The sequence below is a fragment of the Bacillus sp. TH22 genome, assembly GCF_016651015.1.
Classification (GTDB): Bacteria; Bacillota; Bacilli; order Bacillales; family Bacillaceae_G; genus Bacillus_A; species Bacillus_A mycoides.
Map to the genome: position 1 here is coordinate 1,664,931 of NZ_JAEKER010000001.1, position 23,066 is coordinate 1,687,996.

Here is a 23,066-nt window from a genome sequence, read left to right on the forward strand (position 1 = left end):
CCGTATTTCGGAAGGTTTCTTTTTTATTTTGTAACTAATACCTTTTGATTTACAGGTGTTACAGGTTCTTCACCATTTAATACAGCTAAAATATTTCTTACTGCCATTTCAGCCATTGCATCACGTGTTTCGAATGTTGCATTTCCTACGTGAGGAGCAAGTACTACATTCTTTAATCCTTTTAGCTCTTCTGTAATTTTCGGTTCAAATTCAAATACGTCAAGAGCTGCACCTTCAATTTCATTCGTTTTTAGTGCATGAGCAAGTGCTGATTCATTCATAATTGGTCCACGTGAAGCATTTATAATATATGCTGTTTTCTTCATCATTTTAAACTGTTCTTCATCAATCATATGATGTAATTTCGGATTATAAGCACAGTTAATTGTAATAAAGTCCGCTGTTTGTAATAATTCTTCCAACGTTACGTATGTCGCTTCCAGTTCACTTTCAGCTTCAGGCTTTCGATTTGGTCCTGTATATAAAACATTCATTCCAAATGCTCTCGCACGCTTTGCAACTGCCTTCCCGATTTCTCCAAGGCCAATAATTCCGATTGTCTTACCGTGTACTTCGCGGCCCAAGAAGAATAACGGTGCCCATCCGTTAAATCCAGTTGTACGACATAACGTATCACCTTCAGGAATTCTACGTGCAGCTGCTAAAAGAAGTGCAAATGTTAATTCTGCTGTCGCTTCAGTTGATACTTTCGGTGTATTTGTAACAGCAATACCCTTTTCTCCTGCATATGTGTAATCAATATTATCGTAACCAGCACCATAATTTGCGATAATTTTCAAGTTTGGTGCTGCGTCAATAACCTCTTTCGATACCTTCGTAGAAAGTAAGCTTAAAAGTGCATCTTTATCTTTTACACGTTCTGCTAACTCTTCTACACTAATTAATTCTTCTTTATTGTACATTTCTACATCATGATTTTTCAATAATTTTAATCCGATTTCTGGAATTTTCCCTGCTACTAATATTTTCGCCACTACTAACACCTCTTCTATACAAAATATGATATCTCTTATATTTCATTGTAAGAAATCTACATATAAAAACCAAGGAATTTGATTATAGTTTTGAAAATCGACACTTTTCCATAAAAAAAGAGGAGATGCAACTCTCCCCTCTTTTTACGCTTTTTCTTGCGATTCTTTCCCAAGCTTCGCATCGATTGTTCCTTCTGCAACTGTATCGCTAATTTGTTCCTCAATAACTGAGTTAGCAGTATTATTTGTTTCAGAAGTATAGGCTTGATCTGCCGCTTGTACGTTTTGTTTATTTTGTTGTTTCACCATTTTTCATCCTCCTTTTCATTCTTTCTTATTTTGAACAAAAAGGGTGATTTTCATCAAAAAATCGTGTTTCATTTTGAAATTATTACTTCTTCTTCAAGCAATCTCATCGTTCTTACTCGTTTCGTAAATGTAGCTATGTGAGAAATATCATGATTGCGTAATGTCTTTATATTCTCTTCCACATACTTTCCTAAATCATTCGGATAATGGGCATCTGAGGATAGAGTAATCGGAACTCCATGCTTAGCTAATACTTGTAAATAAAGCGGACTTGGGCACATTTCGCGCACAGGATATCGATAGTACAATCCCGCATTTATTTCTGTTGCTGTATTTGTTTCCACTAACGCACGAGCAATTTCCTTATAATAAGAAAGCTGTTCATTCTCATCTAACCGGTAATTAAATACTTTTATGTTATCGAGGTGAGCTATAATATCAAAAAGCTCGGAACGAACAGCACTTTCAACTGTAGCGAAAAACGTGTGATATAAAGTATGTAACTCATGCGTACCAAAATACTCTTTCGTATCTGGATTATCAAATCCCCATCCATCTATAAAATGGACCGAACCGATTACATAATCAAAGTCTCCTAATGCTAGTAAACCTTTTAACTCTTGTTCACCCCCGATAAAATAATCCGCTTCAATTCCAAGTTTGAGCGTTATCCCTCGTTTACTCCATCGCTCTTTTGCCTCTTCAATCGCCTTTGTAAAATCATAAATAGACGTTACTCTTACTTGATCTAACCATTCTTTTTGCAGGCGACCAAGCCTAGAATCACTAATATCTACATACTTTTCATAATATCCTTTCGCTTCATGAAAACGATATAAATGATCGACAATACCAACTTCTTTTATACCTTTTCGCACAGCTTCTTCTAAATATAAATCAATCCATTTCGCTGTAAATGGACCTTCCTTCACACGTCTTTGCAGGCGTTCTTGTGTTTTCATAAGCCATTCCATAGAATGTTTTTCTTCTTTAAGCGGTTCAAAATATTGTAGCGCATCATTTATTTTAGCTAGCCACCCTATTGAATATGGTCCTTCTTCTAAATGAATGTGATAGTCCACTTTCATCCATATTCCCCCTTATAATGTATCTATTTCTCTTCTGTCCCCTACTCGCGAAAGCTTTCCATTTCTTTCTTTCACTTCTTGCATGACATCTTCTAATGGAATATTTTTTTCGGCTAATAGAACAAAACAGTGATAGAACACATCAACCATTTCTTTTACTATTTCTTCTTTATCATTATTTTTAGACGCAATAATTACTTCGGTGCACTCCTCACCAATTTTCTTTAAAATTTTATCTTCACCTTTTGAAAATAAATAATTCGTATATGATTCAGAGAGTGGATTTTTCTTTCGTTCTTCAATTGTTTCAAATAATAACTTAAGGATATCTTCCATATGTATCCCCCTATATAATTTTGTAGTGAAAACACGTTTTTTCTCCCGTATGGCAAGCAGGCCCTACTTGCTTTACGACAACAACGATTGCATCTTGATCACAGTCTAAATAAAGTGATTGCACATATTGGACATTTCCCGATGTACCTCCTTTATTCCATAACGATTGTCTCGAACGGGAATAAAACCATGTTCTTTTCGTTTCCAGCGTCTTGTCATACGCTTCTTCATTCATATAAGCTAACATTAAAACTTCTTTCGTATCTTCCTCGATAACAACAGCTGGTATCAATCCTTTTGCAAAATTAGGTTTCATAACCGCACCTCAACGTTTGCTTCTCTTAATTTTCTCTTTACATCTTGTACAGTCGCTTCACCATAATGAAAGATTGATGCCGCTAATGCTGCATCAACTGTTGTCTTTTGAAATACTTCTATAATGTGATCTACATGACCACATCCACCTGATGCGATTACTGGAACAGAAACGCTGTTTGAAATTGCTCCTGTTAAACGAAGATCATATCCGTTTTTCGTTCCATCTGCATCCATACTCGTCAACAAAATTTCTCCTGCCCCGAGCTTAACAACGCGCTTCGCCCATTCGATTGCATCCATCCCTGTATCGACTCTTCCGCCGTTCACGTATACATTCCATTTATCTTCCTCTACTTTTCTAGCATCAATTGCTACGACAATACATTGTGAGCCAAAATGTTCCGCACCTTCCTGGATTAACTTCGGATTTCTCACTGCCGCTGAGTTTATTGAAACTTTATCTGCTCCAGCTCTTAGTAAATTGTACATATCTTTAACACTTGAAATCCCCCCGCCAACTGTAAGAGGAATAAACACCTTTGAGGCTGTTTGTTCTACAACATCTATAATCGTTTTTCGCCCTTCATGCGTCGCAGTGATGTCTAAAAATACGATTTCATCTGCTCCCGCATCATTATATAATGCGGCTATTTCAACAGGATTACCGACGTCTTGTAACCCTATAAAATTCACACCCTTTACTACCCGCCCTTCTTTCACATCTAGACATGGAATAATTCGTTTTGCTAACATAGTTTTGTTACCTGTAACACTTTTTCTAAATCAATCGTTTTCTCGTAAAGTGCCTTCCCAATAATGACGCCATATATGTTCATATCATTTAATCTTTTCACATCTTGAATAGATGCGACACCTCCAGATGCAATCACACGAATACCCACGCTTTTTTGCAGTAACTCTAATTGCTCAAAATTTGGTCCTGCAAGTGTCCCATCTTTTGAAATGTCCGTAAACACAATCGTTTGAACACCTACACTTTCCATTTGCTTCGCTAAATCGATGTACGAAATTTCAGACACATCTAACCAGCCCCTCGTTGCTACGAAACCATTTTTCGCATCAATTCCAACTATGATTTGCTCCTTATATAGACGAACCGCTTCTTCTAAAAATGATTTATCGTAAAGAGCAGCCGTTCCTAATATCACTTTTTCTACACCTACTGACAACAACTTCTCCACTGCCGCGAGTGACCGAACTCCTCCTCCAATTTGCACCGGAATACGTACCGCCTTGCAAATTTTTTCAATGACAGGTAAATTTACTGACTCCCCAACAATTGCTCCATCTAAATCAACAACGTGTAGTATTTTCGCTCCAAGTTTTTCAAATATGATTGCTTGTGCGACTGGATCTTCATTCATCACCGTTTCTTTACTAAACTCTCCTTGATAAAGCCTGACGCATCGTCCTTCTTTTAAATCGATAGCTGGGAAGATTTCCATGCTTCTACCACCCCTTTGAAATTTTTTAACATTCGCATCCCAATTTCCCCACTTTTTTCAGGATGAAACTGTGCGCCAAATATATTTCCTTTTGCTACAAAACCAGGTACTTTCACTCCATATTCACTTGCCCCATACACAATTTCATTCGGACAATCTGCATAATAAGAGTGGACATAATATACGAAAGAACCGTCCTCTACTCCATTCCAAAGCGATATTTCTCCTTCTTTTTTTAATTCATTCCACCCCATATGTGGAATTTTATAAGGAACTTTTAACTTTCGAATAACACCTGGCAATAAATTTAATCCGTTACAATTTTGTAGTTCCTCACTTTTTTCAAATAAAAGCTGCATTCCTAAGCAAATACCCAGAAGCGGTTTTCCTAAGCTCCCAACTTCTTTTAGCACACATACTAAATCTTTTTCTTCTAAAACGCCCATCGCTTTCGGAAATGTGCCTACTCCTGGTAAAATAACTCCATCACTTCTCAATATTTCTTTTTTATCATCCGTTATGATGTACTCTGTTCCAATATATTTTAATGCTTGTTCCACACTACGAATATTTCCCATTCCATAATCTATAATTGCAATCAATTACAACATCCCTTTCGTTGAATTTACACCATTAATATTGGCATTTTTATCGACTGCCTCTCTAAGCGCTCGACCGAACGCTTTAAATAAAGCTTCAATTTTGTGATGTGTATTGCTTCCGTATAAAATGCGAGCATGTAACGTAATATTTGCAGCATGAGCCACTGCTCTAAAAAATTCTTCCGTTAATTCTGTGTCAAAATCCCCTAGCTTCGGATTTGTTAATTCACCTTGAAATACAATATATGAGCGCCCGCTTATATCAATCGCGACAAATCCTAAAGATTCATCCATCGGTACATACGCTGAGCCGTAACGGTTAATCCCTTCTTTATTTTGCAATGATTCTTTCAAGCAAGTTCCGAGTACAATTCCAACATCTTCAACCGTATGATGAGCATCAACGAATACATCACCTTCAGCTTCAATTTGCAAACCAAATCTTCCGTGTCTAGCAAATAAAGTTAGCATATGATCAAAAAATCCAACTCCTGTTTGCACAGAAACATTCGTACTTTCATCAAGTTGCAAACTTAATTTAATTTTTGTTTCCGTCGTCTCACGTACTTGACTAGACTCGCGCATTATTCTTCCTCCTTAAACCTAATTTGGATTGCTCTTGCGTGTGCATGTAAACCTTCTTTATTTGCAAGTTCTACAATATGATGCTGTACACTTCTTAACGCTTCTTCCGTATACGAAACGAAGCTTGATTTTTTTACGAAATCATCGACGGATAACGGAGAAAAAAATCTTGCCGTTCCACTTGTCGGTAATACGTGATTCGGCCCCGCCAAATAATCTCCGAGCGGTTCAGGTGCATATGGACCAAGAAAAATTGATCCAGCATGCTTTACATAAGCTAGAGCATTCATTGGCTCTTTTATGTGTAACTCTAAATGTTCTGGAGCGATTTCATTTGATAAATGAAACGCCTCTTCTAAAGAAGGGACAATAAAAATTGCTCCATTTCTTTTTATGGATTCACGAGCGATTTCACTTCTAGGCAACGTCTCTAGCTGTCTTTCTATTTCTCTTTCTACTTCTTTAGCAAGCTTTATATTTGTTGTAATACAAATAGCTGTTGCCCTCTCGTCATGTTCTGCCTGTGATAATAAATCAGCAGCAATATATTCGGCATTTCCTGTTTCATCTGCGATAACTACAATTTCTGATGGTCCAGCAATCATATCGATATTGACTATCCCATATACTTCTCTCTTCGCTAGCGCGACATATAAATTCCCTGGCCCAACTATTTTATCTACTTTAGGAATCGATTCCGTTCCATATGCTAGAGCAGCAATTACTTGAGCACCACCGGCCATATATATTTCATCTACACCTGCAAGACTTGCAGCAGCTAAAATATGCGGATCAATTCCTCCTTGCTTCGGCGGTGTTACCATTACAATTTTTTTCACTCCTGCGAGTTTTGCTGGCAATACATTCATTAATACTGATGAAGGATACGAAGCAGTCCCGCCCGGCACATATACACCTACATTTTCTAACGGACGAATAAGCTGCCCTCTAATTACCCCTTCACTCACGCAATCAAACATAGATTGTCTTTTTTGCTTTTCGTGATACGAGATAATATTTTTCTTCGCCTCTTTTAACGCTTCTAAAAAAGCTTGTTCTACAAACTTACTTGCTTGTTTTATTTCTTCCTCACTTACACGAAAATCTTTTGTCTCTACACCATCAAACTTTTTTGTATAGAACGATAAAGCCTCATCTTTACTCTTCCTTACGTTTTGAACAATTTCACTTACACTTCTTTGAACAGTTTCTTCTATTATATTAGCGCTTTCTCGTAGCGATTTTATTTTCGATAAAGCCTCTTGGAAATCTTCAAAAACTATCTCCATTTAAAGTCCCCCTATTTCCCTGACAAAATTTCTTGTTCCATCATATTTATAATACAGAATATTTCGTCTTTTTTAGTTTTCAATGCAGCCTTATTCACAATCATTCGAGCTGATATAGAGCACATTTCCTCAAATACAATTAACCCGTTTTCTTGTAATGTTTTTCCTGTTTCAACAATATCAACAATGGCATCTGCCAAACCTAGAAGTGGAGCAATCTCTACAGATCCTTCTATTTTAATAATTTCTACATCCTCCCCTTTATCATGAAAATATGTAGAAGTAATGTGCGGATATTTCGTAGCAATTCGTTTTTTTCGATAACTCTTCGGATTATACGTAGGAATAGAAGCGACACAAAATTTACACACGCCCACTCCTAAATCGACCATCTCATATATATCTTTCTCAAATTCCATTAATATATCTTTTCCAACGACTCCAATATCAGCTACGCCATGTTCTACATAAGTAGCAACATCTACCGCTTTCACTAAAATAAATGAAATGTTTGTGTTTTTACTTTTAAACACAAGTTTTCTTCCTTTATCTTTGAGCTCTGAACAATCAATTCCAATTTTTTCAAACAGTGGAATAACATGCTTTTCTAATCTTCCTTTCGTTAACGCAATTTGAATGTTACGCATGAAGCCTCCCCTTCTTTCTGGATGATCCATTTCTCTCTCCATACATATTCCACTAGTGACTCACTCTTCGCCTCAACGACTGTCATTATTTTATTCTTGTTTGCAAATTGAAAAGTATCGTTTAAATTAGAGAATAAAGATAACTGGGCATTCTTCCCGTCCTTTTGAAGTAAATTTCGTAACCTTTCCGCTTCTGCTAATCTATTTAACTCATAATGAATCATAATATCTATTCTCTTTCGTTTATATGGTTCTTGCTGCTCTTGAAGTGCCTTAACTATTTGATTTACTTGCACCGCGAGCCCAACCGCTGGCATCATCTCTCCAAAATTTCCAATTAACTCATCATATCTTCCGCCACTAACAATCTCTTCTCCAATTTCATATATATACCCTTTGAAAATAACACCCGTATAATAATCCAAATGTTGAACCATACCTAAATCAATTGATATGTAAGAGCCATATCCTAACTGTTCAATTGTTTCATATATTTCTTTCACTCTCGCAATGGCCATTTTCATTTCATTACTTGAGGCGAGTTTTTCTGCTTCCTCAACAACATCTAAACTCCCGAATAACCTTGGTAGTTTCTCAAGTAACCTTACTGTTTCATCACACCGATTTAATTTCTTTTCTTCTATAAAGTGTGAGAGTGCGGCATAATTTTTACTTTCAATATACGTTCTAAGTAACTTCTCTTCTTCATCATTAATGGGGAGCTTTTTTACGATACATTTATATAACTGCACTTGCCCAATCTCAATTGTGAAAGATTGCACCTTTAATTTTTGAAGTGCTTGAATTACGCTTATCACACATTCAATTTCAGCCCTTACATTTTCAATCCCGATAATTTCAATACCACTTTGCACTATTTCATTATATTTCCCAGTAAGGGACTCATTCGCCCGAAATACATTCCCGCTATAAGTTACTTTAAGAGGAATATCTCCTCTCTGTGTTCCAATTACTCTTGCTAAAGGAATTGTCATATCTGGGCGTAAAACGATAATCCGTCCTTTTTCATCGAAAAATTTATACATCTTTTCTTCATCTATCGGCCTGTTTTGAAATGCAAAAACATCATAAAATTCAATTGTAGGTGTCCTTATTTCTTCATAACCTCTCTCTAAAAAGGTCCGTCTTAATTTTTGTTCCACTTCTTCAATTAACGTACATTCTTCGAATAAGTAATCTCTCGTTCCATTCGGATTTGCCCGTTTCCACTTTGTCATCTGAATTCACACACCCTTCCCTCTTTAATTTATGCCCATTCCATCCACCCAAACCGAAAATAAAAAGAGCCTTGTAGACAAAATACCTACAAGGCTCTTTAGTAGAGTGTAGGTACAACGGGAATAACCCTTGTGCCTACACGTTTTCACGTTAGGTTCAAGGGTTTCATGTATGATGATGTAGTTTTGTAAGCATTTTAATAGATTGTACGATATTCATAATACTTACTCCCTTTCTCCTCTGATTTTTTACATATTATATAACAGTTAATTCTGAATGTAAATACATTTCGAATATTCTATTTTTAGTTAATGTGAAGCTACTTTTCTTTCATACTCTTCAATTTCTTGTTCATATTGCATTGTAATGCTGATTTCATCTAGACCATTTAATAATTTTTCTTTCCACATTTTCTCGATTGTAAAATGAAACCTGTGCGTATTCGTAATAATTACTTCATTCTCTAAATCAACTTCCATTTGATCTCTTGCATTCGTTTGGGCAAGTTGTTCACGCATCTCTTTATCCATTACAATCGGTAACATACCATTCTTCATACAATTCATATAAAAAATATCTGCAAATCCTCCGGCGATAATAACGCGGAAACCATAATCCGCAAGCGCCCACGGAGCATGTTCTCTTGAAGAACCACATCCAAAATTATCACCTGTAATTAATATACTTGCTCCTTTTCGTTCTTGTGCATTAAGGGAGAAATTAGGATTTTCATGGCGCTCATTATCGTAACGCCACTCATCAAATAAATATTTTCCAAATCCCGTCCTTTCAATTCTCTTCAAATATTGCTTCGGAATAATTTGATCTGTATCAATGTTATCATTCATAAGTACTGCGGCAGTACCTTTATGAATATGAAATGGTTCCATCGTAACTCTCCTTTCTAATATCAACAAAATGACCATATAACGCAGCTGCTGCAGCCATAGCTGGACTTACTAAATGTGTTCGTGCTCCTTTCCCTTGCCTTCCTTCAAAATTACGATTTGAAGTAGAAGCACAATGTTCTCCTTCAGGTACTTGATCTGGATTCATCCCAAGACACATTGAACATCCAGGCTCTCTCCATTCAAATCCCGCTTCTTCAAATATGCGATGTAAGCCTTTTTGCATCGCCCGCTCTCTCACACTTTTTGATCCTGGTACAACGAGTGCTCGCACACCTTCTTTTACCTTTTTCCCTTTTACAACAGATGCAGCAATTTCTAAGTCAGATAAACGTGAATTTGTACAAGAACCAATGAAGACATGCTTAACAGGAATTTCAAACGTACTTTGCCCAGGGCTCAATCCCATATATGAAAATGCTCTTTCATCATTTTCGTTATGCTTCTCTGGTAATTTTTCATCAATAGGAACACCCATACTAGGATTTGTTCCCCAAGTGACATACGGTGCTAAATCCGTAACATCTACTGAAATATGTAAATCATAAATTGCATCTGAATCTGTATAAAGCTCCGACCATTTTCCCGTAAACGTTTCATAGTCTTTCGGTGCATATTCACGCCCTTTTACATAAGAAAATGTTTTCTCATCTGGTGCAATGATGCCAGCTTTCGCTCCCCCTTCAATTGCCATATTGCAAAGTGTCATTCTCTCTTCCATACCCATATCACGAATCGTCTCTCCGTAGAATTCCATTACATGCCCCGTTCCAACCGCTACACCGTACTTTGAGAGAAGATGCAAAATAATATCCTTTGCATAAACGCCTTTCGGTAACTTTCCTTTTAATTCAATCCCCATCGCTTTCGGTTTTCGTTGCCACAGCGTTTGAGTTGCTAATACATGTTCTACTTCACTCGTACCAATACCAAACGCTAAAGCACCGAAAGCACCGTGGGTTGCTGTATGGCTATCACCGCATACAATCGTTTTCCCCGGTTGTGTGAGCCCAAGTTCTGGTCCTATAACGTGAACGATTCCTTGCTCTTCATCACCAATATCGGCTAATCGCACCTTAAATTGTTTACAATTGTCACGAAGTGTATCCAATTGCTGCTTCGCAATGCGATCGGTAATATTCCAAACATCTTTCGTTGGAATATTATGATCCATCGTTGCAAACGTTAATTCCGGTCTCCGAACAGTTCGATTTGCAAGCCGCAAGCCTTCAAAGGCTTGCGGTGACGTTACTTCATGAACGAGATGAAGATCGATATATAATAAATCCAATCCATTTTCATTCGTTACAACTACATGTCTTTCCCAAAGCTTATCTAGTAACCTTTTCCCCATTATCTTCCTCTCCCTACTAGTGCCTGCTCTTCCATTTCTTGAATAACTGCCCTCGTAAATGAAGTTGTCGTCTCATTCCCCCCAATATCAGCTGTACATTTCCCAGATTGAAGAACTGCAGAAATTGCCTCTTCAATCGCATACCCTTCTCTCGTTAATCCAAATGATTGCCCAAGCATCATCGCTACTGAACGCATCATCGCAATTGGATTCGCTTTATTTTTACCTGCAATATCTGGCGCTGATCCGTGAATAGGCTCATATAAAGACGGCCCGTTTTCCGCATGGCTCGCTGATGGAAGCATTCCTAATGACCCTGCTAATACAGAAGCCTCGTCGCTCAAAATATCACCAAATAAATTTTCTGTTACGATAACGTCAAATCTCCTTGGGTTTCGAATTAACTCCATAGCAGCTGCATCTACTAAAATGTGCTCTAATTCAACATTAGGATAACGAAGAGCTACTTCTTCCGTAACAGCTCTCCACAATTTACTAGATTCTAAAACATTCGCTTTATCAATAGAGGTTACTTTTTTCTCTCTCTTACTCGCTAATTGAAAAGCATACGACACGATACGTTCAATTTCATGACGATGGTACGTAAGTGTATCAGTTGCCGATTCTTCCGTTCTTTCTTTCGGATAAGAGAAATAAATACCGCCTGTTAGTTCACGAACGACAACGAAGTCAATTTCATCTGCGTTTTTTAATGGCGATAAATGTGCAGTTGCGCTTTCTACTGTTACAGGACGAACATTCGCAAATACACCAAGTCCTTTTCTTAAAGCTAATAATCCTTTCTCTGGCCTTTCTTTCGCATCATCCCACCGCGGTCCACCAACCGCTCCAAGTAAAACCGCATCACTCGCTAAACAAGCGGCAAGTGTTCGCTGTGGTAATGGTTGCCCATTTAAATCGATAGCCGCTCCGCCAAAGTACTCATCTTGTAAATGAAAGTGATGTCCATATAGCCTCTCTACCATACGCAATACTTCCTTCGCGCTTTCCATAATTTCCGGACCAACACCATCACCCGCTAAACAAACGATACGTTTTTCCAATTAAAACACTCCTTTTTATCTGAATTTTCAGAAATATATTTTGATAAGTAAGGGACGATCCCCTCACTTATCAAACAGTTACTTCACAAGAGTAATAAAAGATTTTAATTTTCCGGCCGCATGAACATACGCTCTCGCCGATGCTTCTAATACGTCTTGCGCAACACCAAAACCTGATACTTGATGAGTTCCTTCTTTTAATTCAACATGAACATGTGCAAGTGCATCTTGACCTTGCGTTATAGATTGTATGCGATAATCCGCTAAGTCACATTCTAATCCTAAAATTCTTTGAATTGCATTATAGATCGCTTCAATACTTCCAGAACCAGTTGCTGCATCTTCGTACATATTTCCTTCCTCATCTTTTAGTACAACCGTTGCACACTGTGTACTATTTGATACGAAATGTACTTGCAATTGAGTAATGCTATATTGCTGGGCCGCAAATGCTGCTTCACCAAGCATAAGCGCACGTAAATCTTCTTCTGTAATTTCTTTTTTACGGTCAGCCAAGTTTTTAAATGCTTCAAACACCACATCTCGTTCTTCTTTTGTAAACTCATAACCAAGTTCTTTCATTTTTTCAGTAAACGCATGGCGCCCGGAATGCTTTCCTAATACAAATAAATTTTGTGACTCTCCAATCAGTGATGGTTCAATAATTTCATACGTCGTTACTTCTTTTAATACACCGTCTTGATGAATACCTGATTCGTGAGCAAAAGCATTTGCTCCAACAATCGCCTTATTTTTCGGTACAACCATACCCGTTAACCGACTTACTAACGTACTCGTCGCTTTAATTTCTTTTAATGTCATAGAGGATTCTGCTTCATAGAAATCTTTTCTAATATGGAGAGCAACCGCGACTTCTTCTAGCGCCGCATTCCCCGCTCTTTCTCCAATTCCATTAATCGTTCCTTCTACTTGTAACGCTCCGCCTTCAACCGCAGCTAACGAATTCGCTACTGCCATCCCAAGATCATCGTGACAATGACAAGAGAAAATTGCTTTTTCATACGACGGAACGGATTCTTGTAAGTATTTAAAAAGAGAATAATATTCTTCTGGATTCGTATATCCAACTGTATCAGGAATATTGATTACATTCGCTCCTGCGCGAATCGCGACTTCTACTGCTTCAGCTAAAAATGCTCTCGATGTTCTTGTTGCATCTTCTGCTGAAAATTGAACTGTTGGAAATAGTGATTTCCCGAGCGTAACCGAGCGATGTATGCTATCTAATACATCTTCTTTTGACATACAAAGCTTATATTTCATATGAATGTCACTCGTAGCTAAAAATACGTGTAAACGAGGAGAGACAGCGCCTTTCACAGCTTCATAGGCTCTTCGAATATCACTTTCTTTCGCTCTAGCTAAACTCATAACCGTAGCATTTTGAATGGTATTTGCGATACGTTTTACCGATTGAAAATCACCTTCAGAAGCTGCTGCGAATCCAGCTTCCATTACATTAATACCAAGTCTCTCTAGTTGCCTCGCAATCTGTAATTTCTCTTGTTCATTTAAATTAACTCCTGGTGATTGTTCGCCATCACGAAGCGTCGTATCCATGAACAAAATTTGCTTCATATTATTTAATCCCTGCCTTTACTCGCGGCTGTACAAACGGCATCATTTCACGTAATTTACGTCCAACTACTTCAATTTCGTGTTCATTCTCTTTCTCATTTGTCGCATGGAAATTTGGTTTTCCTGCTTTATGCTCTGCAATCCAGCCTCTTGCAAATGTACCATCTTGAATTTCTGCTAGCACTGCACCCATCGCTTTCTTCGTATCTTCCGTTACAACGCGTGGTCCTGATACGAAGTCGCCCCACTGCGCTGTATCTGAAACTGAATATCTCATATTTTCAAGTCCGCCTTCATACATAAGGTCAACGATTAGTTTTAGTTCATGTAAACATTCAAAATATGCAACTTCCGGTTGATAACCAGCATCAACTAACGTTTCAAACCCAGCTTTTACTAGTGCAGTCACTCCGCCGCAAAGTACAGCTTGCTCTCCAAATAAATCTGTTTCTGTTTCTTCTTTAAACGTTGTTTCTAATACACCTGCTCTCGTCGCCCCAATTCCATCTGCATATGAAAGTGCCTTTTCAGTCGCAACTCCTGTTGCATCTTGATATACTGCAAATAATGCAGGAACAGCTCCCCCTTCCGCAAACGTACGACGTACTAGATGTCCTGGACCTTTCGGTGCTACTAGAAATACATCTACATTAGCTGGCGGTTTTACTTGATCAAAGTGAACATTAAATCCATGCGCGAAAACGAGAGAATTGCCACCTTGTAAGTTTGGTGCAATTTCAGCTTCATATACTTCCGGCTGTAATTCATCAGGTAGTAGAATCATTACTACATCTGCTTTTTCTGCTGCTTCCGCTACTTTATATACAGAAAAACCGTCTTCTTTCGCCTTATCCCATGACTTCCCTTTCCTCAGTCCTACTACCACATCAAATCCGTTATCACGTAAGTTTTGCGCATGCGCATGGCCTTGCGATCCATATCCGATGATTGCTACTTTCTTTTCCTTTAATACATTTACCGTTACGTCTTTTTCATAATAAACTTTCGCCATTTTCATTTCCCCCTATTTTTTAAATAATTATTGAATTAACATAACTTGTTTATCTTGTTTTTTCATACTACGTGTAAATGCTGTTACACCTGTTCTAGCAATTTCTTTCAAACCATATGGACGAAGTAATTCAATTAACGCTTCTACTTTCTCCTGGGTACCTGTTACTTGCACCACTATGGAATCCTTCCCAACGTCTATTACAGCGGCTCGGAACGGTTCAATTAAACTATATAATTCTGCTCTTGCTACAGACGTTGCTACTTTAATAAGTGCAAGTTCTCTAGCGATCATCGCTTCTTCTGTAATATCTGATACTTTCAGTACATCGATTTGCTTATGCAGTTGTTTAATTAACTGCTCAACTTGCTGTTCATTTTCAACGTGTACAACAATCGTCATTCTCGAAATATCCGATGATTCCGTATGACCTACTGAAATACTTTCAATATTAAAATGTCTACGTGTCATAACACCTGTAATTCGATTTAACACACCGCTTTGATTTCGAACTGTCGCTGTTACAATTCTCTTCACCTTTTCTCCACTCCCTCCATTTGATGAACGCCTTTTCCTGGGGCAACCATCGGCATTACCTTTTCGGATTGAAGTACGCGGCAATCAATTAAAACAGGCTCTCTTAACTTAATTGCATACTGTAATTGTTGCTTTGCAAGAAGTGGGTCTTCAATACGAACACCTTTTATACCATAAGCATTGGCAAGCGCAACAAAATCTGGTTGGCATGAAAGTATGGAGTGCGAATATCGCCCATTATAAAATTCCTCTTGCCATTGTCTTACCATCCCTAAAGCTTCATTATTTAAAATAAAAACTTTAACTGGTAAAGAATGCTCTTTTAATACACTTAGTTCTTGCAAGGTCATTTGAAATCCAGCATCACCGACAATTGCAATAACTAGTTCTTCAGGCTTTGCGATTTGTGCACCTATTGCTGCTGGAAACCCGAAGCCCATTGTTCCCAACCCCCCAGAGGTTACCCATCTATCTGGGTTTTTCAGCGGATAATATTGAGCTGCCCACATTTGATGTTGCCCAACATCTGTTGTTACAATCGCTTCTCCTTTCGTAATTTCGTATAGCATATCAATTGCATATTGAGGTTTAATACGCTCTGCATGTTCTTTGTAAGAAAGAGGGTATTTTTCTTTTCTACTATTCAATAATGAGAGCCAATCATTGTGATTTACTTCCCCTTCCTTAAAGTTGAGTAGAGCTTCTAATGCTTGCTTCGCACTCGCAACAATAGGGATTTCAGTCGGCACATTTTTCCCAATTTCCGCTGGATCAATATCTATATGTGCGACAATTGCCTCTTTAGCAAAATAAGCTAAATTTCCAGTAAGACGATCATCAAACCTTGCTCCTATATTAATAAGTAAGTCACATTCGTATAATGCCATATTTGCGGTGTATGAACCGTGCATTCCTCCCATCCCTAGAAATAGTTCATCATCTGGCGGAAACCCACCAAGACCAAGTAATGTATGAACAACTGGAATATGATATTTGCGAGCAAAACTTGTTAATTCTTTCGATGCTTTCGCATGCAATACACCTGCTCCAGCTAAAATTAACGGTTTTTTTGAAGTCGCAATCGCTTGTAATAATTTGTTTATTTGTAGTAGATTCGGTTCGTAATTAGGCTGGTATCCTGGTAAATCCATTTGTACATCACTACATCGCTCACCTTTCTCTACTACCATATCTTTCGGAAGGTCAATTACGACTGGGCCTGGTCTTCCTGTTCTAGCGATATGAAATGCTTCTTTAATAATTCGGGGTAAATCCGATGCTTTTCGTACTTGATAATTATGTTTTGTCACCGGCATCGTAAGCCCCATAATATCAGCTTCTTGGAAAGCATCACTCCCGATTAACGTTGTTGCTACTTGCCCTGTAAATACAACAAGTGGCAATGAATCAATCATCGCGTCAGCTAGACCAGTAATAACATTTGTAGCACCCGGTCCACTTGTTGCAATTACCACTCCTGGATTTCCTGTAATTCTTGCATATCCTTCAGCAGCATGAATTGCACCTTGCTCATGCCTCGTTAAAATATGCGGAATTTCACAATCATAAAGCGCATCATATAGAGGTAAAACCGCACCACCTGGATAACCAAAAATCACCTCTACTCCTTCCTTTTCTAGCGCTTCTAACAATAGCTGTGCACCAGTTGCCAGTTTCTCTTCCGTTTTTGAAGACATTTTTCTTATAAGCCCCCTTTTTTAAAACATTTATAAAATAAAAAAATCCTACGTCCACACTCCAGCTATGTGCTGAAGGGACGAAAGATTTCGCGGTACCACCCTTCTTTGCAAGATTACTCTTGCCTCAGTGACTCGGGATATGAGTCTAGCTAATAACGGAGCTACCGTCTAAGCCTAAACAAACGTTTCAGCTTAGCACTCAAGGGTGATGTTCGTCGACGTGAACCATCGGTTTCCAGCAACCACCGACTCTCTGTGAGGCTTCACAGTCAACTACTCCTCCCTATCAACGCTTTATCATGTCATAAGAGCTATTATCCAACTTTATTTTCTTCGTAAATTTTCTCTCCATCTTCTACAACTAATTTACGGAATTCTTCTAATAAACGATTCGTATGTGGCCCTGTTCTACCTAAACCAATCGTTCTTCCATCTACTGTCGTAACAGCAATTACTTCAGCAGCTGTTCCTGTTAAAAACACTTCATCAGCTACATATACATCATGCCTTGTAAATAATTCTTCTCTTACGTCATATCCAAGTTTTTCGCCGATTTCTAAAATCGCGTTTCGTGTAATACCTTCTAACGCTCCAGCAGAACTTGGTGGTGTAATTAATTTATTTCCCTTCACAATAAATACATTATCTCCAGAGCCTTCAGCTACATATCCTTGGTCATTTAACATAAGTGCTTCTTGTACTCCAGCTAATTTCGCCTCAATGCGAACTAAAATATTATTTAAGTAATTTAAAGATTTTACTTGAGGCGATAAAACATCCGGGCGATTGCGACGCGTTGCAACTGTTATAATCGGAATCCCTTTTTCATAATATTCTTGTGGAAATAAAGATAATTGCTCTGCAATTACTACTACATTTGGTTTCGTACAAGAATCGGGATCTAATCCCAAGTCCCCAGGTCCTCTTGATACAACGAGGCGGATATATCCATTAGATAGTTTGTTTTGTCGAATCGTTTCAACAACGATTTTCGTTGCTTCTTCTAACGTATATGGAATTTCTAACATGATGGATTTCGCTGATTCATATAACCGGACAAGATGCTCTCTCAAACGGAAAACATTACCGCTATATACCCTAATTCCTTCGAACACTCCATCGCCATATAAATAGCCATGATCATATACTGAAACCTTTGCTTCGTCTTTTGGAACAAATTCTCCATTTAAGAAAATCCACTGCTCGTTCACTTGAAAGCGCCCCCTATGTTCTATGAGTTTTTTATTGTTTCCTAGTCTACTCTCCTTTTCAAATAAATCAAGTTAATTTTTAGAAAATTTTTAATTTTTAATCGTACGTACATCTTTGTTTATATTGATTTAATAACATTGTTAACGTTTACAAAAAAGTCAAAAAATTTTTTCGTCAAATTCTACTAAAAAAATATTTGTTTAAAAGAAGGGTTTTCGCCAATTGATACGAATCTATTGTATTCAATAAACGGACGTCCGATTTTATAAATCCGGGAATATACAACGACTTTTGGTGAAAAAGGGGGAAAATAACAAAAATAACGCTGTCTAAAAATAACATTCATATTTTTCATTTAGTAATCATAATCCTATTTTTAAAAAACAATTTGTCAAATTGAAGGAGGAAATAACAATGGCGTGTGTACAAATTAAAGGAACGAGACAAGAGGTAGTAGAAATGCTACAACTATTTGATCTAATGGATACGAAAGGATTTTGTAAATTCGATAATTACGTTGAAGTAGAACCAAATAGTAGGAAACATAACAACTACACAGCTTCAATCGATATTCAGTCTAATAACAGTTCAGCACAAGATACATTAAATGATCAATTCGTTAGTCAAATGCTTACTGGTGTATATAACGACTAAACAAATATTCTCTTCCTACCATCTTTTCATAAATATATGCTATGGACTTGAGCATACTAGCAACTAGATGGTAGGAGGTGAAAATTATGGCTAGAATTGGTGTTGAGAACTCTTTAACAGATGTTCAACAAGCTCTTCAGCAACAAGGACATGAAGTCGTTTCACTTAACTCTGAAAATGATGCACATGGGTGTGATTGTTGCGTTGTAACCAGGCAAGATTCTAATATGATGGGCATTGCAGATACATCGATAAAAGGATCTGTAATTAAAGCACATGGTTTAACAACAGATGAAATTTGTCAGCAAGTTGAAAACCGCACTTAATCATTTTTATCACATTATTTGTGAGCTAACATGTAAAGGGAATGGAATGGTCCCACTGATTATAGTTTCAATTTATTTATAGAAAGAGGGCTCCTTTTCAAAAGGAGCCCTCTTTTTTATATTCACCTAACGGGAAAGTAACATATACTGGATGAAAGCCCTACCTCTCTCTCATCATTACGGTTCCACTGACCGCTCCTTGATTCACTAGTATACATATAAAGCTTACATATACAATTTATAGGGTTTGTTCACAAAAGTTGTTGGTAAGACTACCCGATCTTTCGCAAACTTTTCGTATTATATTCATAAGATTTATTTACTTTACACTAGCTTTAACCGAGACACGAATTAAAATTTTAACACCAATACAATAACTTGTCAACATTTTTTACAAATTAAAAACAGACATTAACGGTTTGTCTGTTTTAGAATGGAGCTTTTTCTTTTATTACATATACAACAAAACCGCTTACTAACATACATAAGCCAACTACTAAGTTTTTGATATTAATCATAAATTCCTCTCCCTTATTCCACACATCATATATATTTACAGTTCAATTATTCCGATCGTCATAAAGCGCACTTTTTCTAATATATCATAATTCCTAAAAAATGCAAGTTCACTTTTGGCGACCATTCACAAATTTATCCACAGTGCTTGGCACAGTATTTAACGCTTTTTCAATTAAATGTGTACTACTATTGAGATGCAACACTTGCACACCGTTAGAACCAACTACTAAAAAAGCAACTGGGCTAATAGAAACCCCAGCCCCGCTTCCGCCTCCGAATGGATGACTTTGCTTGTTCTCTTTATGCTGCCCTTGTCCGCTGTTATGTTTTTCGGAAATAAAATTACCTTTAAAGTCACTTCCACCAGCTCCAAAACCAAAAGCCACTTGAGATACTGTTAATACTACATTTCCGTCAGCTGTTGAAACCGGACTTCCAACAATCGTATTTACATCTACCATCTCTTTTAAATTTGTCATTGCTGTTTTCATTAAATTTTCAATTGGATGTTCCATTATGTACTACACCCTTTCCTCATTATTCTTTTTTATACTTTCCAAAATAGAGGAAGTCATACTAAGTTTTCCTATTTCGAAAAAACATTTTCCACTTTCCAATTGGATATTACTCCCTGTACATGCTCGGATAAAGTGAAACTTTAATCAGTGGAGGTTTTGTTCATCCCCCACTGATTATTAGCCCACACCAATCGGGCGTTCACGAGCCGCAGGGCTCCAGCCAAATTTTGAGGTGGGAGTCTTACTGCTCGCAAATAGCGGGATAAAAACAGTAAAGAGATACATACTACTATTGAGCCTTGTTATGAAAGGAGTCCTTACTTTGACTGAGAAATTTGATGAATATAAAAAAAGAGATCGAATAGATAGTGATTATAAAGAAGAATACGCAGCTGAAGTTGCACCACATCGTATCGATTATGATGATAAAGATAACGATGATGTAAGATCGTCTGCAGCTGGATCGACTGCTGGTTTTATTGCTCTTGCCTTAGCAATATTATCATTATTCACATTCCCAACACTATTTGGTCTTGTGTCTGTTCTACTTGGTATTTACGCTTATAATCGCGGGGCTACTGTAACTGGCGGTACCGCTGCCATTGTGGGTGGTATCGCTGCACTCATTGCGATTTTATTCCGAGTGGCGCTTATTGGTTTATTGTTCTCTCTTTTTTAAAAAGAAAAAGGTATCTCGCTTTATGCGGGATACCTTATCCTGTAAATACATCTTCTGATGGATATTTAATTTTTTGTTTTGCTGGTCGTGCCAAAGAGAACACAAGTGTTAACGGTCCGATTAATCCACAAAACATAACAAACATAATAATACATTTTCCAAACGCCGATAGCTTCGCAGTAATCCCCATTGTTAACCCTACTGTACCAAACGCTGAAATTGTCTCAAATAATAACTGAATAAAACTGAAGTCTTCTGTAAGCATTAATACAAATACCGCTGTAAAAATAAGTATTTGACTAGCAACGACAATTGCTAACGCTCTCGTTACTGTCGACATTTTAATCGTACGCTGAAACAAAACAAAATCCTCTTTCTTTCTAAAGAAAGAAAGAACTGATGTAATTAAAATAACGAATGTCGTTAACTTAATTCCACCGCCTGTCGATACACTTCCCGCACCAATAAACATTAATACCATTGTAAATAGTATCGATGACTCTTCCATCCCCCCATAATCTACCGTGTTAAAACCAGCTGTACGAGGTGTAATTCCTTGGAAGAACGAAGCCCATAATTTTTCATTTAAAGGTAAGTGCCCCAAAGTCTTCACATTATTATATTCCAATACAAAAATCACAATCATCGCAATAACATTAAGTGCTATCGTTCCAACAATCATGATTTTGGAGTGCAGTGATAATTTTCGAAAACTACGGCTATACCATATATCAATTAATACCGTAAACCCTAACCCTCCTATTACAATTAAAGAACAAATCCCAATATTAATAATAGGATCTCCTACATATCTTGTTAAATTATCTGGCCAAAGCGCAAAGCCGGCATTATTATATGACGCAATAACGTGAAAAATACTATAGTATAAACCTTTTCCAAAACCAAACTCTGGAATAAAACGAATCGATAAAAAGATAACTCCAATTAGCTCAATACAAATAGAAAAAATAAAAACACGTTTTACTAATTTCACAAGACCACCAATATTTGTTTGATTAAATGCTTCTCCAATTAATAATCGGTGGCGTAAACCAATTTTTTTCCCTAATACCCAAACAATTAAAATGGCTATCGTCATAAGACCGAGACCACCCGTTTGAATTAAAAACATAATAACAATTTCACCAAACATCGTAAACGTACTCGCAGTATCTACAACACCTAAACCGGTTACAGTCGCTGCCGACGTAGCTGTAAAGAAAGCATCTACCCAACTAATATGTACTTTCGTTGCAAACGGTAACTTTAATAACAATCCTCCGACCACAATTAAACAAAAAAAGCCTAATGCTAAAATTTGTGGTGGATTCAATCGTATAAAACGATTATACAACCCTTGTTTTTTTGCTACTTCCATATCACTAACTCCCTTTATCAAGTGAAGCTTTTATCCCCTCATAAATAAAGAATCTTTAAGAGCCTACAAGTAGCGGGATAAACCTTATATTCTTATAATATAGTTGAGCATAATCCTTTTTTTCATAGATTTCAACTTTTATTTATATTCAGACTCCTATCGTTTTACAAAAGAATATTTTCTATTATATCTCCACTTATACTATAACTCTTACAACAACTATTTTATCCCTTTTCAAATTCCCATATCTTTCACTCCAAGTTCACACGAGGGTCACATCTACCTTTTATAGTATATGTATCGAAGCTGTTCCTCCCTAATTTATAAGACATTCCCCAGTGTCTTTGAATAGCTTCCATCCCTAATTAAATTGACATAAATTGTCCCCTTCCCTTGGCCATCCTATATGTGATGGTCTTATTTTTTTATTCTTTCTATCTTTTATTTGAAACTCCCTCTCTCTTTCACTCCATGTTCACACGAGGATCACATCCACCTTTTATAATATATGTATCGAAGCTGTTCCTCCCTAATTTATAAGACATTCCCCAGTGTCTTTGAATAGCTTCCATCCCTAATTAAATTGACATAAATTGTCCCCTTCCCTTGACCATCCTATATGTGATGGTCTTATTTTTTATTCTTTCTATCTTTTATTTGAAACTCCCTCTCTCTTTCACTCCATGTTCACACGAGGATCACATCTACCTTTTATAGTATACGTATCGAAGC

At 37.3% G+C, this 23,066-nt stretch carries 26 protein-coding genes and 1 other annotated feature; of the genes, 3 read left to right on the forward strand and 23 right to left on the reverse strand.

Translation table 11 applies throughout. From position 1 onward, the window contains the following. Positions 1-23 precede the first annotated feature (23 nt). From JFU18_RS08375 to ilvE, 20 genes are all read right to left on the reverse strand, one after another. Positions 24-1,004, reverse strand: coding sequence for a 2-hydroxyacid dehydrogenase family protein (locus tag JFU18_RS08375; RefSeq protein WP_080448125.1), 981 nt, complete (start codon positions 1,002-1,004; stop codon positions 24-26). 135 nt (positions 1,005-1,139) lie between these two features. Then, the gene (locus JFU18_RS08380; RefSeq protein WP_002011700.1) at positions 1,140-1,304 is read right to left on the reverse strand and encodes a YozQ family protein; all 165 of its coding nucleotides are present in this window, start codon (positions 1,302-1,304) and stop codon (positions 1,140-1,142) included. A 68-nt stretch (positions 1,305-1,372) separates the two neighbouring features. Then, positions 1,373-2,392 (reverse strand): histidinol phosphate phosphatase domain-containing protein, encoded by a 1,020-nt coding sequence (locus JFU18_RS08385; protein ID WP_002011701.1) that lies wholly within the window; start codon positions 2,390-2,392, stop codon positions 1,373-1,375. Between the two features lie 12 nt (positions 2,393-2,404). After that, positions 2,405-2,728 carry a phosphoribosyl-ATP diphosphatase gene (gene hisE / locus JFU18_RS08390; RefSeq protein WP_002011702.1) on the reverse strand — a complete coding sequence of 108 codons (324 nt, stop codon included), beginning with the start codon at positions 2,726-2,728 and terminating at the stop codon, positions 2,405-2,407. Between the two features lie 10 nt (positions 2,729-2,738). Next, a complete protein-coding gene (hisI, locus tag JFU18_RS08395; protein ID WP_002086731.1) occupies positions 2,739-3,044 on the reverse strand; it encodes a phosphoribosyl-AMP cyclohydrolase in 306 nt (101 codons plus the stop codon). After that, positions 3,041-3,799 (reverse strand): imidazole glycerol phosphate synthase subunit HisF, encoded by a 759-nt coding sequence (gene hisF, locus JFU18_RS08400; RefSeq protein WP_088034932.1) that lies wholly within the window; start codon positions 3,797-3,799, stop codon positions 3,041-3,043. The genes hisI and hisF overlap by 4 nt, the downstream gene beginning before the upstream one ends. Then, a complete protein-coding gene (gene hisA, locus JFU18_RS08405) occupies positions 3,793-4,512 on the reverse strand; it encodes a 1-(5-phosphoribosyl)-5-[(5-phosphoribosylamino)methylideneamino]imidazole-4-carboxamide isomerase (protein WP_002086736.1) in 720 nt (239 codons plus the stop codon). The genes hisF and hisA overlap by 7 nt, the downstream gene beginning before the upstream one ends. Next, a complete protein-coding gene (gene hisH, locus JFU18_RS08410; protein ID WP_002011707.1) occupies positions 4,485-5,114 on the reverse strand; it encodes an imidazole glycerol phosphate synthase subunit HisH in 630 nt (209 codons plus the stop codon). The genes hisA and hisH overlap by 28 nt, the downstream gene beginning before the upstream one ends. Beyond that, a complete protein-coding gene (hisB, locus tag JFU18_RS08415; protein ID WP_002030662.1) occupies positions 5,115-5,699 on the reverse strand; it encodes an imidazoleglycerol-phosphate dehydratase HisB in 585 nt (194 codons plus the stop codon). Next, positions 5,699-6,988 (reverse strand): histidinol dehydrogenase, encoded by a 1,290-nt coding sequence (gene hisD, locus JFU18_RS08420; protein ID WP_061675104.1) that lies wholly within the window; start codon positions 6,986-6,988, stop codon positions 5,699-5,701. The genes hisB and hisD overlap by 1 nt, the downstream gene beginning before the upstream one ends. Before the next feature lie 11 nt (positions 6,989-6,999). After that, positions 7,000-7,635, reverse strand: coding sequence for an ATP phosphoribosyltransferase (gene hisG, locus JFU18_RS08425; protein WP_033708301.1), 636 nt, complete (start codon positions 7,633-7,635; stop codon positions 7,000-7,002). Next, on the reverse strand, positions 7,611-8,873 hold the full coding sequence (locus JFU18_RS08430) for an ATP phosphoribosyltransferase regulatory subunit (protein WP_002140970.1): 1,263 nt from the start codon (positions 8,871-8,873) through the stop codon (positions 7,611-7,613). The genes hisG and JFU18_RS08430 overlap by 25 nt, the downstream gene beginning before the upstream one ends. Positions 8,874-9,182: 309 nt before the next feature. Next, positions 9,183-9,764, reverse strand: coding sequence for a 3-isopropylmalate dehydratase small subunit (leuD, locus tag JFU18_RS08435; RefSeq protein ID WP_012260613.1), 582 nt, complete (start codon positions 9,762-9,764; stop codon positions 9,183-9,185). Continuing rightward, positions 9,742-11,136, reverse strand: coding sequence for a 3-isopropylmalate dehydratase large subunit (gene leuC, locus JFU18_RS08440; protein WP_002011716.1), 1,395 nt, complete (start codon positions 11,134-11,136; stop codon positions 9,742-9,744). Before leuC ends, leuD begins: the two co-directional genes overlap by 23 nt. After that, complete coding sequence (gene leuB, locus JFU18_RS08445) at positions 11,136-12,200, reverse strand: 3-isopropylmalate dehydrogenase (RefSeq protein WP_201032764.1); 1,065 nt, start codon at positions 12,198-12,200, stop codon at positions 11,136-11,138. Before leuB ends, leuC begins: the two co-directional genes overlap by 1 nt. Positions 12,201-12,278: 78 nt before the next feature. Continuing rightward, on the reverse strand, positions 12,279-13,799 hold the full coding sequence (gene leuA, locus JFU18_RS08450; RefSeq protein WP_002064438.1) for a 2-isopropylmalate synthase: 1,521 nt from the start codon (positions 13,797-13,799) through the stop codon (positions 12,279-12,281). Between the two features lies 1 nt (position 13,800). Continuing rightward, on the reverse strand, positions 13,801-14,817 hold the full coding sequence (gene ilvC, locus JFU18_RS08455) for a ketol-acid reductoisomerase (protein ID WP_201032763.1): 1,017 nt from the start codon (positions 14,815-14,817) through the stop codon (positions 13,801-13,803). A gap of 21 nt (positions 14,818-14,838) precedes the next feature. Then, positions 14,839-15,348: an acetolactate synthase small subunit gene (gene ilvN, locus JFU18_RS08460; protein WP_000822948.1), complete on the reverse strand. Its 510-nt coding sequence runs from the start codon at positions 15,346-15,348 to the stop codon at positions 14,839-14,841. Then, positions 15,345-17,045 carry an acetolactate synthase large subunit gene (gene ilvB / locus JFU18_RS08465; RefSeq protein ID WP_201034909.1) on the reverse strand — a complete coding sequence of 567 codons (1,701 nt, stop codon included), beginning with the start codon at positions 17,043-17,045 and terminating at the stop codon, positions 15,345-15,347. The genes ilvN and ilvB overlap by 4 nt, the downstream gene beginning before the upstream one ends. 73 nt (positions 17,046-17,118) lie before the next feature. Beyond that, positions 17,119-17,347, reverse strand: a binding site (T-box leader). 15 nt (positions 17,348-17,362) lie between these two features. Then, positions 17,363-18,259, reverse strand: a complete 897-nt coding sequence (ilvE, locus tag JFU18_RS08470; RefSeq protein WP_201032761.1) for a branched-chain-amino-acid transaminase — start codon at positions 18,257-18,259, stop codon at positions 17,363-17,365. A 415-nt stretch (positions 18,260-18,674) separates the two neighbouring features. On the opposite strand from ilvE, the gene JFU18_RS08475 reads away from it, so the two are divergent. Together JFU18_RS08475 and JFU18_RS08480 are read left to right on the forward strand one after the other, a co-directional pair. Further along, complete coding sequence (locus JFU18_RS08475; RefSeq protein ID WP_002011724.1) at positions 18,675-18,914, forward strand: DUF3911 family protein; 240 nt, start codon at positions 18,675-18,677, stop codon at positions 18,912-18,914. An 86-nt stretch (positions 18,915-19,000) separates the two neighbouring features. Further along, a complete protein-coding gene (locus tag JFU18_RS08480; protein ID WP_201050294.1) occupies positions 19,001-19,240 on the forward strand; it encodes a YkuS family protein in 240 nt (79 codons plus the stop codon). Positions 19,241-19,668: 428 nt separating this feature from the next. Here the strand turns inward: JFU18_RS08480 and JFU18_RS08485 are convergent, their stop codons facing one another. Together JFU18_RS08485 and ytfJ are read right to left on the reverse strand one after the other, a co-directional pair. After that, positions 19,669-19,758, reverse strand: coding sequence for a hypothetical protein (locus JFU18_RS08485; RefSeq protein WP_000608225.1), 90 nt, complete (start codon positions 19,756-19,758; stop codon positions 19,669-19,671). Between the two features lie 108 nt (positions 19,759-19,866). After that, positions 19,867-20,274 (reverse strand): GerW family sporulation protein, encoded by a 408-nt coding sequence (gene ytfJ / locus JFU18_RS08490; protein WP_201032760.1) that lies wholly within the window; start codon positions 20,272-20,274, stop codon positions 19,867-19,869. A gap of 307 nt (positions 20,275-20,581) precedes the next feature. Here ytfJ and JFU18_RS08495 point away from each other — a divergent pair, with 307 nt between their 5' ends. Further along, on the forward strand, positions 20,582-20,956 hold the full coding sequence (locus JFU18_RS08495; protein ID WP_201032759.1) for an imidazole glycerol phosphate synthase: 375 nt from the start codon (positions 20,582-20,584) through the stop codon (positions 20,954-20,956). Positions 20,957-20,990: 34 nt separating this feature from the next. Here JFU18_RS08495 and JFU18_RS08500 read toward each other — a convergent pair whose 3' ends face one another. Further along, positions 20,991-22,334, reverse strand: a complete 1,344-nt coding sequence (locus tag JFU18_RS08500; protein WP_201032758.1) for a TrkH family potassium uptake protein — start codon at positions 22,332-22,334, stop codon at positions 20,991-20,993. Between the last annotated feature and the right edge of the window lie 732 nt (positions 22,335-23,066).